Consider the following 17,058-nt stretch of genomic DNA (forward strand, 5'->3'; position numbering starts at 1 on the left):
CCCTCAGGGTACAGGAGCGCTCGCGCGGAGGGCGGGAGGCGCAGTGCCGACAAAGACCTGTGTCAGCAACTGCGTGGTGTTTCCCGCCGCGTCCGTCGCACGGACCAGCAACGGAATCTGGCCCCAATTCACCAGGTCCACCGTGTGGGTGACCGTGCCCGTGCCGCTCTGGACCTGACTGGACTCCACCCACTGCGTTACCACCGTCGTCGGTGAGGCATCCTGGACGGAGGACCGCACGGCGACCACGGGGCTCGTGAGGACTTCACCCGGCAGGGGGGAGAGGAGGGTGAGCGCGGGCGGAGTGAGGTCCACCGTCACCGTCATCTCCCGGCGGAGGATGGCGCCCCGCGTGTCGATGGCGGTCAACTCCACGACGTGGGTGCCCTCCTCCAGGTTCAGGAAGGTGATGACGAAGCCTCCGCTGAGGTCCGGCGTCACGGGGATGGGCACGCCTGCGTCCACCCGGAAGAAGGCCGAGGCAATGGGCGCGTTGCCCGGCACGGGCGTGGTCCAGCCGCAGGCCATGAGGTTCATCTCACGCGTGTAGCGCGGCAGGTTGCACATCGTGACGTTCGGCGGACTGCCCAGCTCCGGATCCGTGACATGGATGGTGGAGAGGCATTGGGCCTGGTTTCCGCCCGAATCCGTGGCGGTGTACGTCACCGTCGTGGTGCCGGCGGGGTAGACGCCAGCCGCCGGTCCGGAGACCTGGGGCGGGGCGCAGGTGTCGCTCGCGGTGGCCGTGCCGGGAACCACCGTGGCGCCCTCCGGCCCCGTGCGCTCGACGATGACGGGCGCGGGGCAGACGAGCGTGGGCGGCTGCGTGTCCCGCACCGTCACCGGGACCGTGCATTGGGAGCGCAGGCCCGCGCCGTCCGTGGCCGTGCAGGTCGCGGAGGTGGTGCCCGGCGGGAAGAGGCCACCGGAAGCCGGCGTGCACGCGGTGGTCACCGCGCCGCAGTTGTCCGTGGCCGTCGCCGTGAAGCTCGCGGTCGAGCCGCCTCCGCCACACTCCAGCTCCGGCACGGTGCCGCACACGACCGAGGGCGGAGTCTCATCCCGGACCGTCACCCTGGCCTCGCATGACGCGCTCAGGCCCGAGCTGTCCGTGCACGTCAGCGTCGCCTTGTGCGAACCCAATGGGTACGGGCAGCCCGGGGTCTGCACGCAGCTCACGGTGTCGCCCGTGTCCGGATCATATGAGCCGTCATCCACCGAGCCACAGCCACTGCACGCACCACCCGCCGGGACCGTCACGCTCCGGCAGCGGGCCACGGGCGGCCGGTTGACGCAGGAGCCGGCCCCGCAGGACGGGCCATCCGACGGGTCGTCCCAGACGCGCTGTTCAATGGCGGTGGCCGGTTCATTCATGCCTTCACTGAAGGCGAAGACCTGGATGGCGTTGTCACAGGTTTGCAGCGGCACCTGGAAGGAGAAGTGCGGGTCGGTGCCGCAGTTCGTGCAGAGCGTGACCTCCGGACCGCCGTTGAGCCGGTACCAGACGCGGTCCACCTGCGCGGGCAGGCTCCGCACCTGTCCGGAGACCGTCCCGGAAGCCGAGGTGGCACAGCCCGGCGCCCCGCCCAGGCTGACGGCCAGCGGCGGCACCAGCTTGAGCCGTTGCCCGCAGCCCAGCGTCACGCCCAGGGGCGCGAAGGTGGCGGTGTTCACCGTGCCTGAATCACTCACCATGGAGGCGCCGGGGCGGAGGGTGAAACCGCCCTGGGGCAGCGCCAGGGAAACCTGTCCCTGGATGTCCGCGTACGTGGCGGGGTTCGGGATGTTCACGGCGGCGGGGGTTCCGTGGAAGAGACCATTTGCCACGTAGGCCGCGGGCTGGCCGCGCCAGTCCTTGCCGGTGAACTGTCCTGACACCTCCACCGTGGGGTTGAAGAAGCGCCCCTGGGCGGACGTGTACTGCAACTGAACCTCGTTGAAGCAGTACTCGTGGTCGATGCGGAAGCGCTGCCCGGGGCCCAGGTCGGCCGTGTAGCCACTCGCGGGCAGGGTGCGGAGCGCGAGCGAGCCGTACCGGTAGCGCTCTGGATCGTACAGACCCGGCCGTGTGGTGAAGGGCGTGATGCCCGCGGGTTCGGACCAGAAGCGCAGGTACATGGCGCCCTGGAACCAGCGGTACGTCACATCATACGGTCCCGGCAGCACGTGCTCATACGTGGAAGCCAGCTCGCCGCGAGCCGCATCGAATGTTCCGGGAAAGGCTGTCCGGGTGGAGGCGAAGGAGCCGGCCCCGGCTGTCTCCGCCACGAGGTTTGTTCCCCGGGCGCCGATGCTCATGGCATCGGGCACGCCATCCCCGTTGGGGTCGACGTCCGCCTCGAAGAAGAGGGCCTGGAGGGTGCTCCAGGCACCGGGATGCGCGGGAATGAAGGGGTCCGCCAGCCGGACAGCGCCATAGAAGTACGCCGGGTGCATGTCCAAGGCGTGGCGCGACACCCCCTCCACCTGCTTCGTCACGGGGGTGGTCTGCTCCGCCACGACGGTGAAGGGCTCCAGGCGGCTGTAGGCCTCCGTGAAGGCCCGGCCCCAGCGCAGATACGCGAACGCATCCATCACATAGGCATCCACGGGCAGGCCGGACAGCTTCCACCAGGTCTCCGGGGTGCTCACGGGACGCCAGGGCCCGTGCAGGACCTGGCTGCGGCCGTTGTTTCCCTGAATCAGGACCCGCATCGACGAAGACGTGGGCTCACCGTGGACCTCGAAGGGGCCTGTCAGTGAGCCCACGGCGGGAGGCTCCGGGGGCGCCACGGGGATGCACGTCCGGATGACCTCGTCACACGCCGCGCCGACCTGCACGGGAAGGGTCCGCGAGACCGTGCCCGTGGGAGTGGTGAGCGTATAGGTGAGCGTGGTGGCCTGCGACGTGCCCCCGTTGACGTAGGCCGTGTAGGGACCCGAGCCATGGAAGGAGAAGTTCCGGATGTTGAGCGCGGCGAGGGGCACGCGGGTCTGGCACGTGTCGTCCGTTCCGAACCGGAACTGGACCAGGCCCATGCAGCTCTGGACGGTGACGTTCGTGGGCTCGGGCTGCACCTCGGGGGGACGGACCCTCACGCCGGACAACCCCGGGTGGGCATAGCCTCCACGCGTGGCGGCGACGGCGTAGACGACGCCCGCGTCTCCCCCCGCACCTGCTTCCACCAACATCTCGAAGCGGTATTCCAGCGGGCTGATGCGCTCGGTGGGACTGACGGTGGCAATGAATCCCCCGGGCGCCGTGCTCGTCGCGGTGACGGTGCCCGCGTCATGGACCCATGGGTCCGCCGCCAGCACCGCCAACACCTCGGGATTCTGGTTGGTGAGCCGCACAGTGCCCTTCAGCACGTTCGACCGCAGCTCCACGCTCCCTCCGTCGAGCGCGGCCTCCACCTGGGCCAGGGAGTCACCGCCCTCCCCTTCCGGAATCCTGCCGGCGTCACATGCGACAAGCCCCGTCATACAAACGAGGACCACGGCGAGTCTTCCGCTGCTCGATATCAAAGCGCCACCCGGTCTTCACTGGAAGTGAATCCTGAAAACCGGGCAGCCTATACAGAGCGAGCGGATTGACTGTCAAACACACACAGCTACTTCTTCTTGAGCGGGATGACCTCAAGGAGCCCTGCGCGGATGGAGGTCCTCGGCGCTGGTGCTCGCGGACATTCTCCGTGCGACCAGGGCGCCGAAGACTCCGGCGGTGAAGAACATGATGACGCTGTAGATGGCCGCGGGAATGGCCATCACGCCGTCATTGAGCAACCGGGGGCTGGAGGCGATGGCGATGGCGAGCGTGCCGTTGTGGATGCCCACCTCCATCGCGATCGCCACCGCCTGCTTGCGCTCGACGCGCAGCAGGACGGGCACCACGAAGCCCACCGCCATGCTGGCCAGGTTGAAGGCAAGCGCCGCGAGCCCCACGCTCTGGAAGTACGTGACCAGCTGATCCCGCTCCTTGAGCGTCGCCGCGAGCACCACGAGCACCAGGAACAGCGCCGAGATGATGCGCACGGGCCGGTCCAGCCCATCCGCGAGCGCTGGCCGCTTCGCGCGCACCCACATTCCCAGCGAGATGGGCACCAGGACGATGCCGAACACCTGGATGATCTTGGTGAACTGCAACGGAATGGCGCGCTCCTCCCCCATGAAGTGCGCCAGGGAGAAGTTCACGATGAGCGGCAGCGTGAGCAGCGACAGCACGCTGTTGACCGCCGTCAGGCTGACGTTCAGCGCGACATCGCCCTTGGCCAGGTGACTGAACAGGTTCGCGGTCGCTCCACCCGGCGTGGCGGAGAGCAGCATCAACCCCACGGCGAGCTGGGGAGGCAGCCCGAAGCCGGTCGCGATGGCGTAACAGACCCCAGGCATGAGCAGCGTCTGACAGCCCAGGCCCACCAGCGCCGCGCGCGGAAACACCGCCACGCGGCGGAAGTCCGCCAGGGTGAGGCTCAGCCCGAGGCCGAGCATGATCACCCCCAGGGCAATCGGCAGGAACACCTCGGTGATGGCACTGCTCTGCATGGCGGGCCCCCAGCGAAAGCACCCACTCTGCCAGAAAGTCTTCGGACAGGAAGATTCACCCCTGGCGCAGCACCAGCAGCCGCAATTCCGTCATGTCATCCATGGCGTACTTCACGCCCTCGCGCCCCAGCCCGGAGCCCTTCACTCCGCCATAGGGCATCGTGTCCACGCGGAAGCTCGGCACGTCACCGACGACGACGCCGCCCACCTCCAGCTCGTCCCAGGCCCGCATCGCGCGTGACAGGTCCTGTGTGAAGAGGCCGGCCTGCAAGCCATAGCGGCTGTCATTCACCTGTCGCAGGGCGTCATCGAAGTCACGGAACGGCTGGAGCAGCACCACAGGGCCGAAGGCCTCCTCCACGCACAGCGACGCATCCTCGGGGACGCCCTCCAACACGGTGGCCTCCAGCAACGCGCCGCGCCGGCCTCCCCCGGTCAGCACCCGGGCACCCCGCTCCACCGCCTGCTTTATCCATCCCTCCAGCCGCCGCGCCGCGGGCTCGTCGATGAGCGGACCGAGCGTGGTGGACTCGTCCCGGGGGTTGCCCGCGCGCAGGGCCCTCGCCCTCGTGACGATGCGCTCCCGCAGGGCGTCGTACAGCGACTCGTGCGCGAGCACGCGCTGCACCGAGATGCAGCTCTGCCCCGCCTGGAAGAAGGCGCCCTGGGCGATGCGGTCCGCGACGAAGTCCAGACGCCCTGCCTGGTCCGCGTCCACCACGCAGGCCGCGTTGCCACCCAACTCCAGCACCACCTTCTTGCGCCCGGCGCGGGCCTTCAAATCCCAGCCCACCTTCTCCGAGCCGGTGAATGACAACAGCTTCAACCGGTCATCCTCGATGAAGGGGCCCACGTCCTCCAGGCGCGTGGGCAGCACGGAGAAGGCGCCTTCGGGCAGGGCCGTCTCCGCGAGCACCTCCGCCATGAGCAGCGCGCTCACCGGTGTGCGGTCCGACGGCTTGAGCACGAAGGGGCAGCCCGCGGCGATGGCGGGCGCCACCTTGTGCGCCACCAGGTTGAGCGGGAAGTTGAACGGCGTGATGAACGAGCACGGCCCCACCGGCACGCGCTGGGTGAAGCCCCGGTAGCCCTCCGTGCGCTGTGACACCTCCAGGTTGAGGACCTCGCCGCCGCCGCGCACCGCCTCCTCCGCCGCCGCCTTGAAGGTCTCGATGAGGCGGGTGACCTCCGCCCGCGCGTCGCGCAGCGGCTTGCCCGCCTCGATGCAGAGGGCGAGCGCGAACTCCTCCGCGCGCTCCTGGAAGCGGCGCACGCAGTGCTCCAGCACCTGCTGCCGGGCATACGGCGCCATCCTGCGCATCGGTCCCGCCGCGCGCACCGCCGCGGCGATGGCCTCCTCCACGGCGGCGGCGTCCGCGACGGCCACGCGTGTGACGACCTCCCCGGAGTACTTGTCGGTGACGGCCAGCCCCGCGTTGGGTTGCCTGGGGCGGTTGGCCAGATAGTACGGATAGCGTTCAGCCAGCATGGGGGTTCCCTCCTTCGTGTGTGTGCCCATGGCTCACGACTCCACCAGGGTGCCGGCACCGAGCGCCTGCGCGGTGTCTGTGTAATCAATGGGCAGGTCGATGACGTGCACGCCGCCGGACTCCAGGCAGCGCGTGAGCGTGGCGCCGAACTCGGTGGCGCTCGTGGGGCGGTGTCCGCGTGCGCCGTAGGCTTCCGCGTAGCGGACGAAGTCCGGGTTGCCCAACGTCATCCCGAAGTCGGGCAGGCCCAGCTCCTCCTGCTTCCAGCGGATCATCCCGTAGCCGTCGTCGCGCACCACGACCACGGTCAGGTCCAGCTTCAGGCGCACCGCCGTCTCCAGCTCCTGCGAGTTCATCATGAACCCGCCGTCACCACAGACGGCCACCACCTTGCGCCGGGGGTGGACGAGCTTCGCGGCGATGGCGGACGGCAGGCCCGCGCCCATCGTCGCGAGCGCGTTGTCGAGCAGGAGCGTGTTGGGCCGGCGGCAGCGGTAGTAGCGGGCGAACCACAGCTTGTACATGCCGTTGTCCAGACACACGACGCCGTCCTCCGGCAGGGCGCGGCGCACCTCCGCGACGAGCCGCGCGGGATAGATGGGGAAGCGGTCGTCCGCGGCGCCGCTCACGAACTGCGCGTCGAGCCCCGCGCGGGAACGCTCGAAGGGCGTGAAGTCCCAGTGCGAGCGCGGCCCCAACCCTTCCGCGATGCGCCAGATGGCGTTGGCCAAGTCGCCCGTCACCTGCACCTGCGGGAAGTACACGGGGTCCACCTCCGCGGAGGAGAAGTTCAGGTGGATGACCGTGCGGCGGCCATCGCGCATGACGAACGGGGGCTTCTCGATGACGTCATGGCCCACGTTGAGGATGCAGTCCGACGCCTCGATGGCGCGGTGGACGAAGTCACCGTCGGACAGCGCCGCGGTGCCCATCCACAGCGGGTGCGTTTCATCCACCACGCCCTTGCCCATCTGCGTGCTGAAGAAGGGCAGGCCCACGCGGTCCACGAAGGCGCGGAGCATCTCCGACGTCAGCTTGCGGTTGGCCCCCGCGCCAATCATCAGCAGCGGACGCCGGGCCGCGGCGAGCGTCTCCACCGCCTGGGCAATGGACGCCTCGTCCGCCACGGGCCTTCGTGGCACACCGGGTGACAGGGGCATGGCGTCGGTGGACTCGCGCGCCACGTCCTCGGGCAATTCCAGATGCGTGGCGCCGGGGCGCTCCTCCTCCGCGCGGCGGAAGGCCTCGCGGACCGCCGAGGGGACGTGCTCCGACGAGACGAGCGTGCGGGTGGACTTGGTGAGCGGCCGCATCATCCCGACCACGTCGACAATCTGGAAGTGGCCCTGCTTGCCCGCCTTGATGGGCTTCTGGCCGGTGAGCATCACCATGGGCATGGCGCCCAGCTGCGCGTACGCGGCGGCCGTCACCAGGTTGGTGGCCCCGGGCCCCAGCGTGGCCAGACACACGCCCGCGCGTCCGGTGAGCCTTCCCTGCGTGGCGGCCATGAATCCGGCCGCCTGCTCGTGTCGCGTGACGACCAGGCGCATGCCCGCTGCGCGCATGGACTCGAGCAGGTCCAGGTTCTCCTCGCCGGGCAGTCCGTAGACACAGCGCACGCCCTCGGCTTCGAGCGCCTTCACGAACAGATCCGATGCCTTCATGGGTGCCTCTCCTCCGTGATGCGGAAGATGTACCCGCGGGCCTCGATTCGTACATTCGTCTGTTTTCATCGAGCCGATAGATGCCGTCTATGATGGCCACATGGAGCTTCGACACCTCCGCTACTTCTCCGCCGTCGCGGACGCGCTGCACTTCGGGCGCGCCGCGCGGCGGCTGCACGTCTCCCAGCCCACGCTGTCGCATCAGATCCACCAACTGGAGGAGGAGGTCGGCACACCGCTCTTCGAACGGGCCCGCACGGGCATCCGGCTGACGCAGGCGGGGGAGCTGTTCCGCACCTATGCCTCACGCGCGCTGGAGGACGTGAACGCGGGCCTGTCCGCGGTGGGCGCGCTGCGGGGGCTCGCCACGGGGGCGCTCCGGGTGGGCTATCCCCCGAGCATGCGGGGCCTTGTGGTGCCGGCGCTGGCGGCGGTGCTCCGCAGGCATCCCGGGCTCAGGCTGAGCGCGCAGGAGGCCGTCGTCCGGAAGCTGGAGCGGCAGCTGGCGGACGGCAAGCTGGACGTGGGATTGGGCTATGCGCCCGCGCGCCTGGCGGACCTGGATGCCGAGCCCGTCTTCGACAGCCGGCTCGCGCTCGTCGTCGGGCGCGGACATGCGCTGGCGGGCGCGGAGTCCGTGGGCGTGAAGCTGCTCGCGGAGGAGCCCTTCGCGCTCCTGTCACGCGGCCTGCGGGTGCGGGCCCGGGTGGACGCGCACTTCGCGGCGATGCGCTTCGCGCCCCGGGTCGCGCTCGAATCGAACGCGGTGGCCACCGTGCTGGCCATCGTCCGCGCGGGACTCGCCGTCACGGTGCTCCCCGAACCACGGCTCGCGGACGCGGAGCGGCTGGTGGTGAAGCGGCTGTCCCCCGCCCCCCGCTCCGAACTGGCGGCGCTCCTCTGGCGCAAGGGCGCCCCTCGCACACCCGCAGCGGAGCTGTTCGCGGCGGAGGTCCGGGCCCGGGCGAAGGAGGACGCGGGATAGGAATTGACCCCAACGCCTCTCATCCGATGGGAGGCCGGGAGAACAAGGAATCCATATTATCCATAATTGGCGTGTGTCGTGGCCGGGTGGGGCAATGGCTGTCACACCTGGGAAGAGGCACCTTGGGTTCAAGACGGACACAACCGTCCGTGCCCAGGTGAACCATGACGAGCTTCGGCAAATCCCTTGTGGGTGTGGCCTCGTGTGCGTTGTTCCTCGGTGCTTGCGGACCCCTGCCCGAGGGTGAGGATTTCGACGGTTCCGTGCCCGAGGAGGCCGAGGTCCTGGACGACAGCCAGTCCGAGGAACCCCGGCGCGTGGAGGCGCAGACGCTCGCGGGAGACCTGGGGAGCGCCATGGGCGCCCCGGTCGCGACCTATCCCACGAGCTGCACGGCGAGCAATCAGTGGGCGACCACGTGCCGTTCAGGCTCGTCGCGCGACGTCTCCTACATCTGGCGGGTCCCCGAGACGGGGACCTATGCGTTCTCCACGAGGAACTCCAACTTCGACACCATCATGGAGATCCGGAACTACAGGGCCACGAATGAGGTCCTGAAGTGCAACGATGACACGGGCGACCTCTTGACGTCCGGCATCACCCTCAGTGGGCTCATCAAGGGCACCATGTTGCTCATCATCGTCGAGGGCTTCGAGGGTGAGTGCGGCAACGTCCACCTGAACATCGCCAAGCGGTAGACGCGGCCGCTGAAACTCGCGCCCCGGGGAGGGTTCTTCAGCCCCAGGGGCGCAGCACGAGCACGTAGACAGCCAGGCCCAGTTGCACGACCAGGGTCAGCGTTGCGCCGACCGCCTGGACGGGGCTTCCGCGCAGCATCCCGAACGCATGCGCCAGCCGCGCCACGAGCAGCGCACCGCCGAAGACATGGAGCGCCGTCGAGTTCCCGCCGCCCAGCTCCGCCAACAGCAGCAGGATGAGCGCCAGGGGAACCTGCTCGACGTTGTTGCCATGCGCGCGGATGGCGGACCCGAGGCCGGCATGGCCTCCGTCGCCCCGGAACACCTTGTGCTTCGTGCGGACCAGGCTGACGTTGATGGAGAGCGCCAGCGTGAGGAAGGCGTTGAGCGCGGCGTAGAGCGACGTCACCGGGACCAGGAACAACGTGCCGAGCAGTGGATTCGTCAAAGGGGGAAGTCCTCCGACCACGAGAGGGCCGGGACCGTAGCCGGTTCAGGACGCCCGTGGGCGGCTCCCGCACTTCCCCGCCGGCAGCCTTGCACCGGTGTGCGTCCTCGCCGAGCATCGGCGCGTGTCTCCCCTCCCCTCCGCATCGTCATTGCACGGCGTCCTGGCTGACCGCTTCGTGCGCACGCGCGCACAGGAGGCCGCGCTCATCCTGGGAGCGGCGCTCTGCACGGCATTGCTCGCCCAGGTCGCCATCGCGGTGCCGGGCTCACCCGTGCCCATCACGGGACAGACGCTCGCGGTCGTCCTCACTGCGGCGGCGCTCGGGCCCCGACGGGGCGTGGCCGCGCAGGCCGCCTATCTCCTGTTGGGAGCGGTGGGGCTGCCCTTCTTCGCGAAGGGCGCCAGCGGCTGGGGAGCGCTCGCCGGGCCCACCGGCGGCTTCCTGGTGGCCTTCCTCCCCGCGGCCCTCCTGGTGGGCGCCGCGGCGCGCCTCGGGTACGACAGGAGGCCGTGGACGGCGTTCCCGCTCTTCGTCGTAGGCCAGGTCCTCATCCTGGCGGTGGGCGTGTCCTGGCTCCGGGTGAAGGCCGGGCTCGACTTCGCCACGGCCATCCAGAAGGGCTTCGTCCCGTTCCTCCCCGGAGGGCTGATCAAGGCCGCCATCGCGGGCCTGCTCATGCCCCTGGCCTGGAGGTTCGTCCGGCCTCGCTCGTCCTGAAGCGGCGCGGCTATGCCACGGAGCGGCCGAGCCACTCCTCGAACCGCGTCCTCCCGACACGCGGTGTGCCGCTCGGCGTGAGTGAGCTGTCGTCCAGCTCCACGCCGAAGTAGCGCGCGTGCGCATCCGCGATGACCTTGCGCCCTTCCTGCTTCGCGCGCAGGTAGCGCTGGACCGCGTCCACCAGGCGCAGACGCTCCGGTCCGGCCACTTCGACGATGCCCTGGACGGGCTTGCCCAGCGCCGCTTCGGCCACGGCGTCCGCCACGTCTTCCGCCGCCATGGGCTGGATGAGCGCAGTGGAAAGGCGCACCACGTCCCCTTCCGTTCCCGCCTGCGCGATGCTGCCCATGAACTCGAAGAACTGCGTCGCGCGCACCAGGGTGTATGGAATCCCGCCGGCCTGGATGAGCTTCTCCTGGACCATCTTGGCGCGGAAGTAGCCACTGCCCAGGAGCCGCTCGGTGCCGACCACGGACAACGCGACGTGGTGCTTCACGCCAGCCTTCGCCTCCGCCGCGAGCAGATTGCGCCCCGAGGTCTCGAAGAACGACAACACAGCGGCGTCCTCGAACGACGGCGAGTTGGCCACATCCACCACCACCTGCGCGCCCGCGAGCGCCTCCGCCAGGCCCTCGCCCGTGAGGGTGTTGACGCCCATGCTGGGGGCCGCCGCCACCACCTCATGGCCCTGCTCGCGAAGCCGCTTCGCCAGCTTCGTTCCGATGAGGCCGGTGCCTCCAATGACCACGATCTTCATGATTGCCTTTCGGTTGACGCCAGGAACGTAGGGGTGAAAGGTGGTGGCCGCCATGCCATCCACCCCTGGTTTTCTGCCAACCTCCCGCCAGCTGCGCACCGTGCTCTTCGTCGCCTTTCCGGACATGGGGCTGCTGGACCTGACGGGCCCCCAGACGGTGTTCTGGGCCGCGTCCAAGGCCCTGGCCGAGCGCGGACAGCCGGGGTACGTCCGCCACACCGTGAGCATGGAAGGGGGGCTCGTGCAGACAGCGGAAGGCGTCGTGTTGCAGACGTCGCCGCTCGCCGCGTTCCGGGACGTGCCGGTCGACACCCTCGTCGTTCCGGGCTCGCCGGACATCGAGCAGGTGCTGGCCCGGTCAGGGCGCCTGATTGAATGGCTGCGCAAGCAGGCGGAAGCGACCCGCCGGACTGCGTCGGTGTGCAGCGGCACCTTCCTGCTGGCGCAAGCCGGGCTGCTTCACGGCAAGCGCGCGGCGACCCATTGGGCCATGGGAGACCGGCTGCGTGAGCGCTTCCCGACGCTCACGCTCGACCGCGACGCCATCTTCGTCCGGGAGGATCCGGTGTGGACCTCCGCGGGAGTCAGCGCGGGCATCGACCTGTCCCTCGCGCTGGTGGAGGCGGACCATGGACATGACCTCGCGATGACGGTGGCACGGGAGCTGGTCGTCTTCCTGAAGCGGCCGGGCGGACAATCCCAGTTCAGCGAGCTGCTGCAATCACAGACCCAGGACCACGCCGACTTCGATGAGCTGCATCTGTGGCTCGCGGACAACCTGGGCCGTGACGACCTCACCGTTGAAGCGCTGGCCCGGAAGGCACGCATGAGTCCCCGCAACTTCGCGCGCGTCTACAAGCAGAAGACCGGCCGGACCCCCGCGAAGGCGGTGGAGGTCATGAGGTTGGAGCGGGCCCGGGGGTTGCTGGAGGATTCGAAGCGCAACGTGGACCAGGTCGCCCGCATGTGCGGCTTCGGCAGCGAGGAGCGGATGCGGGTGACCTTCCAGCGCAATCTCTCCGTCTCGCCGAGCGACTACCGGAAGCGGTTCTCGACCTGATTGCCTGACGTCAGCCCTCGCCGCGCGACCGCGCCCGCCGGGGTGCCGTCAACTCCTGCGCGAGCGCGAGGTCCAGCTTGCCGGTCATGACGTGGTTGACGAGGTGGGCGTTGCGCTCGGTGCGCACCTCGATGCGCACCGCCGGATGCGCGCGAGCGAAGGTGCTGAGCACCCGGGGCAGCCAGGTTTCAGCGAAGTCCTGCGGCAATCCCAGACGAACCTCGCCCTCCAGCTCGCGAAGGACGGCAAGGTGCTCCGGGTGGATTGGGAGAGGCCTGCCTTCGAGGTGGGCCTGCTGCCCGGTACGGTGGTGACGGCCGTGAACGGGAGCCCCTACGACGCGCAGCGATTGAAGGACGCGGTCCGAGCCACCTCGCGCCAGGAGCCCCTGCGGCTCTCCTGGCGCCAGGGGACGGCCACCCGTTCCGCCCTCATTCCCTGGCATGAGGGGTTGCGCTACCCCCGCCTGCGGCGGGTGGAGGGCACACCGGCGCTCCTGGATGAAATCCTGGCGCCGCGAGAATGACTTCCCTCAAGGGCAGTTCAACGTCGGGACCTGGGGGAGGTTGTTCGGGTTCTGGGGGAGCGGCTGGGGATCCGCCGGAATCGCCCAGGAGAAGTCCGTGCTCGTGAAGCCCGTGAGCCACGTGTATGTGTCGAAGTCGATGGGCGCGTTGTAGTCACACGGATACGAGGGCGTCTGGGGCGCCCACGCCGCGGGCGGACTGCTGGCGGTGTTCAGGAAGGCGCTGCCCACGGCCGCGGTCCCGTGACACGTCATGCAGTTGCTCTGGACGCCCTTGGGGATGTTCGGCGAGGTCTCCAGGTATGGATTGAAGCAGACGGTCATCTTGCTGCTCCCCTTGCCCTGGGTCTGGTTGTAGGCGGTGCACATCGCATAGTTGCGCCCCGCCCCCGTCACCTTGTCAGTCATCCCCTTCTTGCTTCCCGGAAAGTCATCCGGCGCGTCACGGCCCGGCTGCCACCAGAAGGTCTGCCAGGTCCAGTTGGCGAGTTCCTTGGTGTTGACGTGCATGGCCGTGAGGACCGCGTAGTCGCCCGCTTCCGCCTGGAGCCCTTCGATGTTGGTGTCGTTGAAGGCCTGGGCCTCTTCGGCGTTCATCTGGAAGGGCCGCGGGGTTGGCGTTGTTCGCCTGGGCGATGAGCGGCGCGACGCCCTGGATCTGCCCGGCGGTGGCCTCCGCGATGGGAGCCCCCGCCAGCGCCGTGGGATCCACGATGGCGCACGTCAGCCAGAGCGAGGGCGTGGGATGGCAGTTGTCCAGTGCCTGCTGCTCGGGCGTGCACGTGGTTCCGGAGTTGAGACTGCCCTCGAACCCCATCCAGAGGGGCACCGGCGTGGGCTGGCTCTTCTTGACCAAGTACAGCACGGGCTTGAGCTCCATGGCCGCCGCGCCCGGTCTGCCCGCCGAGGGCGCGGTATACGGCGCCTGTTGCACGGTCCGCTGCGCGAGGGGCGTGTTGGCCGGCCACTGGCTGTTGAGCGCGGCCAGGCTGGCGAACCGGTTGTAGAAATACCGGGGTCCCTCCTTCCGGGCCGGATGGCCCTGCGTCAGGTACGCAGCCATCTCGGGGTTGAACTTGTTGAAGGAGACGAGCTGCTCGGTCGGAGTGACGACCGGGCCCGCACCCGCGGGGTGGTGGAACTGGCGTGGCCCGTGGAACCCATGCGCTGCCTTGCGCCGCGAGATGTCTGGCGTTGGCTGATTCGGGGCCGGGAAGAGCTCCTCTCCGTTCCAGGTGTCCCAGACGGGCATGGGTAGCCCGGTTCCCGGGTAGACCTCTCTGGATCTCCTCCCGGTTGCCTGGAAAGTCATACCCCGGGGGAATGGGACGGGGCGTAATGGATTGATTGTCGCGGGGCTTGCAGGCCGGCAGGAGACAAAGACAGGTCAGCAGGAGCGTACGAGCAGGGTGGCGCATTCGGGGGCCTTTCCGTGATCGGTAGACGCCCGCGCCCTTGGGCTATTGGCTTTGGAACCGTGAGGCCCTGACACGTGCGTCCGCTGGGCGCGCTCGCGAGCGTGCCGGTTCTGGCACGTTCCTCCCCGGCGCGGGCGCCGTCACGACGCGGTTCGCCGCGCAAGTGCCTGAAGTCATGGAGGTTCCGGCGTCCACCGCGCCCTGGCGCGGGGGTTGCTCAAGGGGTGTACGTCGCGCTGGAAAGGACCGGCGCGCATGCCCCCGAGTGCCACTGCATGCATCGCGTATCCCCGTGGAAGCAGTCCCTGCGTTCCCTTCTCATCGCACCGCTCGTGGCGGGGCTCGTCCCGGGCTGTGACACCGGCGAAGCACCGCGAGCGCCAGACTCACCGGCACGGGCCCAGACCGCGCCGCTCACCTCGGTCCCCACCCCCAAGCAGCTCATCCTGGAGCCAGAGGCGGACACGTACGTCTGGTCATCCAGCCCGACCACGAACTACGGCACCGCCCAGAACCTGTGGGTCGACACCTCCAAGGGTGAGACCTACCTGCGCTTCAACCTGAGCGGCCTCCCGGCTGGCGCCCACATCGCCTCGGTCATGCTGCAAGCGCTGGCCTACTCCGGCGCCTCCGCTGGAGGGGATGGCAGCGTCTACGCGCACCTGGTTCCGGATGACACGTGGAGCGAGACGGGCATGACCTGGAACAACCGGCCGGCGGTGACCGGCGAAAGGCTGGGCTCCTGGTGGCTCTGGAACCCCAACAGCACGCCCAAACCCTTGCAGGTGGGCGTCAACTTCGACCCGAAGCTGAAAGCGCCCGTGCAACAGGCGCTGGACTCGGATGGGTTGGTGTCCTTCCGGCTGATGTCTCCGGGCTACCAGACGGTGTATCGCTCGCGGGAGCACGGCGTCGCCAGCGAGCGGCCCAAGCTCATCATCAACTACTTCGAGCCCGGGGATCCGCAGGTGACCACCGACCTCCAGGTCGTGGCCCTCTACCCCATGGCGGACGCGCAGGTACTGGCGAGCAACCCCACCACGAACTACGGCAAGAGCGGGGGCATGACCGTGGACCGGACGGCGGCGGAGTCCTTCCTCCGCTTCGGCCTGGGCAGCGTCCCGATCAACGCGCGGGTGGTCGCCGTGTCCCTGGTGGCCACGTCCAATGACGGCTACGCGTATGACAACGCGGACGGCAACGTCTACACGCGGCTCGTCTCCGACAACACGTGGAGCGAGACCGGCATCACCTGGAACAACAAGCCCGCGGCCTCCAGCGAGGACCTGGGCTCCTGGCTGCTCTGGAACCGCAATGGCCAGTACACGACCCAGGTGGGCATCAACTCCAGCCCGAAGCTCGTGGAGCCCGTGCAGCAGGCGCTGGAGTCGGACGGGATGATCTCCTTGCGGCTGGATTCGCCCGGGTACCGGACGAACTACCACTCGCGCGAGTACGACGTGTCGGAGGCCCGCTGGCCCCAGCTGATCGTCTCCTACTTCGTGCCGCCCCCCTGCCCCACGCCCACTGGCTCCGCGCCCACGCAGGTGGTCCTGGAGCCGGAGGCGGACACCTACGTCTGGTCGGCCAGCCCGACCACGAACTACGGCACCGCCCAGAACCTGTGGGTCGACTCCGGCAAGGGTGAGACCTACCTGCGCTTCAACCTGAGCAGCGTCCCGGCCGGAGCCCACATCGCCTCGGTCCGGTTGGAGGCCCTGTCCTACGAGGGCTCCTCCGCGGGCGGCGACGGCAGCGTCTACGCGCACCTGGTGCCGGACGACACGTGGAGCGAGACGGGCATGACGTGGAACACCCGGCCCGCCGTGAGCGGGAGCGACCTGGGGTCCTGGTGGCTCTGGAACGCCAACAGCACGCCCAAGCCGTTGCAGCTGGGCGTCAACTTCGACCCGAAGCTGCAGGCGCCCGTGCAACAGGCGCTGGACTCGGATGGGCTGATCTCCTTCCGGCTGCGGTCGCCGGGCTACCACACGGTGTATCGCTCGCGGGAGTACAGTGTCGCCAGTGAGCGGCCCCGGCTGGTCGTCAGCTACTTCGAGCCTGGCGATCCGCAGGTGACGTCCCACCTGGAGGCGGCGTCCTTCTTCCCGGTGGCGGACACGTCCGTCTGGAGGAGCAACCCGAACGCGACCGCGGGCGCGTCCATGAGCCTGACCGTGAACCGGGCGGACGCGGAGACCTTCCTGCGCTTCAACCTCGCGAGCCTTCCTCCCAACGCCCAGGTGGCCTCCGTCGTCCTGGCGACCACGTCCTCGGGCGGAGATGTCACGCCCGGCGCGGACAACAACGTCTACACGCGGTGGGTCCCCGACAACGCGTGGAGCGAGGCGGGCCTCACCTGGAACACCAAGCCCTCCAGCTTCAGCTGCGAGCTGGGCTCCTGGCAGTTCCCGAACCGGACCGTGCCGTACACCACGCAGGCGGGCATCAACGCGAGCCCCCTGCTGGTGCCCATCGTGCAGGAGATGCTGTTCCCGGGGGGGCTGGTCTCCTTCCGGCTCGACTCGCCAGGGAGCCGCTCGGTGTATGACTCGCGCGAGTACACGAACACGTCGGCCCGCCGGCCCCGGCTGATCGTCTACTACTCCGTCCCTCCGGCCACGCCGTGAGGTGAGGGCGGCCGGCTGCCACGGTTCATCGTGCGCAGCCGGCTCACGGCCACCGCACTGCCCGATTCCGGAGCAGGAACGGACCAGAAGTCGCAGGTCCAGACCGTGTGTCCGCCCCCGGGTTCGGGCCCAATCCC

General features: G+C 69.1%; 15 protein-coding genes. 7 read left to right on the forward strand and 8 right to left on the reverse strand.

Translation table 11 applies throughout. From position 1 onward, the window contains the following. Nucleotides 1–3: 3 nt before the first annotated feature. From D7W81_RS11745 to D7W81_RS11760, 4 genes are all read right to left on the reverse strand, one after another. Entirely contained in the window at nucleotides 4–3,477 is a 3,474-nt protein-coding gene (locus D7W81_RS11745) for an HYR domain-containing protein (protein ID WP_147445441.1), read from the reverse strand. 138 nt (nucleotides 3,478–3,615) lie between these two features. Beyond that, nucleotides 3,616–4,521, reverse strand: a complete 906-nt coding sequence (locus tag D7W81_RS11750) for a bile acid:sodium symporter family protein (protein WP_120555447.1) — start codon at nucleotides 4,519–4,521, stop codon at nucleotides 3,616–3,618. Between the two features lie 55 nt (nucleotides 4,522–4,576). Beyond that, entirely contained in the window at nucleotides 4,577–6,010 is a 1,434-nt protein-coding gene (locus tag D7W81_RS11755; protein ID WP_120555461.1) for an aldehyde dehydrogenase family protein, read from the reverse strand. 33 nt (nucleotides 6,011–6,043) lie between these two features. After that, complete coding sequence (locus D7W81_RS11760; RefSeq protein ID WP_120555448.1) at nucleotides 6,044–7,675, reverse strand: acetolactate synthase large subunit; 1,632 nt, start codon at nucleotides 7,673–7,675, stop codon at nucleotides 6,044–6,046. A 100-nt stretch (nucleotides 7,676–7,775) separates the two neighbouring features. On the opposite strand from D7W81_RS11760, the gene D7W81_RS11765 reads away from it, so the two are divergent. Then, nucleotides 7,776–8,660 (forward strand): LysR substrate-binding domain-containing protein, encoded by an 885-nt coding sequence (locus D7W81_RS11765; protein ID WP_120555449.1) that lies wholly within the window; start codon nucleotides 7,776–7,778, stop codon nucleotides 8,658–8,660. A gap of 263 nt (nucleotides 8,661–8,923) precedes the next feature. Beyond that, nucleotides 8,924–9,358 carry a hypothetical protein gene (locus D7W81_RS11770; RefSeq protein ID WP_120555450.1) on the forward strand — a complete coding sequence of 145 codons (435 nt, stop codon included), beginning with the start codon at nucleotides 8,924–8,926 and terminating at the stop codon, nucleotides 9,356–9,358. Between the two features lie 37 nt (nucleotides 9,359–9,395). Here the strand turns inward: D7W81_RS11770 and D7W81_RS11775 are convergent, their stop codons facing one another. Then, a complete protein-coding gene (locus tag D7W81_RS11775) occupies nucleotides 9,396–9,806 on the reverse strand; it encodes an MAPEG family protein (RefSeq protein ID WP_158621560.1) in 411 nt (136 codons plus the stop codon). A gap of 178 nt (nucleotides 9,807–9,984) precedes the next feature. Between D7W81_RS11775 and D7W81_RS11780 the strand changes: the two genes are divergently transcribed. After that, nucleotides 9,985–10,527, forward strand: a complete 543-nt coding sequence (locus D7W81_RS11780) for a biotin transporter BioY (protein WP_244227152.1) — start codon at nucleotides 9,985–9,987, stop codon at nucleotides 10,525–10,527. Nucleotides 10,528–10,537: 10 nt separating this feature from the next. Here D7W81_RS11780 and D7W81_RS11785 read toward each other — a convergent pair whose 3' ends face one another. Further along, the gene (locus D7W81_RS11785) at nucleotides 10,538–11,287 is read right to left on the reverse strand and encodes an SDR family oxidoreductase (protein ID WP_120555462.1); all 750 of its coding nucleotides are present in this window, start codon (nucleotides 11,285–11,287) and stop codon (nucleotides 10,538–10,540) included. Between the two features lie 52 nt (nucleotides 11,288–11,339). Here D7W81_RS11785 and D7W81_RS11790 point away from each other — a divergent pair, with 52 nt between their 5' ends. Continuing rightward, the gene (locus D7W81_RS11790) at nucleotides 11,340–12,347 is read left to right on the forward strand and encodes a GlxA family transcriptional regulator (RefSeq protein ID WP_120555453.1); all 1,008 of its coding nucleotides are present in this window, start codon (nucleotides 11,340–11,342) and stop codon (nucleotides 12,345–12,347) included. A gap of 10 nt (nucleotides 12,348–12,357) precedes the next feature. Here D7W81_RS11790 and D7W81_RS42975 read toward each other — a convergent pair whose 3' ends face one another. Then, a complete protein-coding gene (locus D7W81_RS42975) occupies nucleotides 12,358–12,555 on the reverse strand; it encodes a LysR substrate-binding domain-containing protein (RefSeq protein WP_208721268.1) in 198 nt (65 codons plus the stop codon). Between D7W81_RS42975 and D7W81_RS42980 the strand changes: the two genes are divergently transcribed. After that, nucleotides 12,493–12,873, forward strand: a complete 381-nt coding sequence (locus D7W81_RS42980; RefSeq protein WP_208721269.1) for a hypothetical protein — start codon at nucleotides 12,493–12,495, stop codon at nucleotides 12,871–12,873. The two genes, D7W81_RS42975 and D7W81_RS42980, sit on opposite strands and share 63 nt — an antisense overlap. A 6-nt stretch (nucleotides 12,874–12,879) precedes the next feature. Here D7W81_RS42980 and D7W81_RS11800 read toward each other — a convergent pair whose 3' ends face one another. After that, complete coding sequence (locus tag D7W81_RS11800) at nucleotides 12,880–13,470, reverse strand: hypothetical protein (protein WP_120555455.1); 591 nt, start codon at nucleotides 13,468–13,470, stop codon at nucleotides 12,880–12,882. A 17-nt stretch (nucleotides 13,471–13,487) separates the two neighbouring features. Here D7W81_RS11800 and D7W81_RS11805 point away from each other — a divergent pair, with 17 nt between their 5' ends. Further along, complete coding sequence (locus D7W81_RS11805) at nucleotides 13,488–13,880, forward strand: hypothetical protein (protein ID WP_120555456.1); 393 nt, start codon at nucleotides 13,488–13,490, stop codon at nucleotides 13,878–13,880. A gap of 686 nt (nucleotides 13,881–14,566) precedes the next feature. Next, nucleotides 14,567–16,921, forward strand: a complete 2,355-nt coding sequence (locus D7W81_RS11810; RefSeq protein ID WP_120555457.1) for a CBM96 family carbohydrate-binding protein — start codon at nucleotides 14,567–14,569, stop codon at nucleotides 16,919–16,921. Nucleotides 16,922–17,058: the final 137 nt, after the last annotated feature.

Source organism: Corallococcus aberystwythensis, assembly GCF_003612165.1.
GTDB lineage: Bacteria > Myxococcota > Myxococcia > Myxococcales > Myxococcaceae > Corallococcus > Corallococcus aberystwythensis.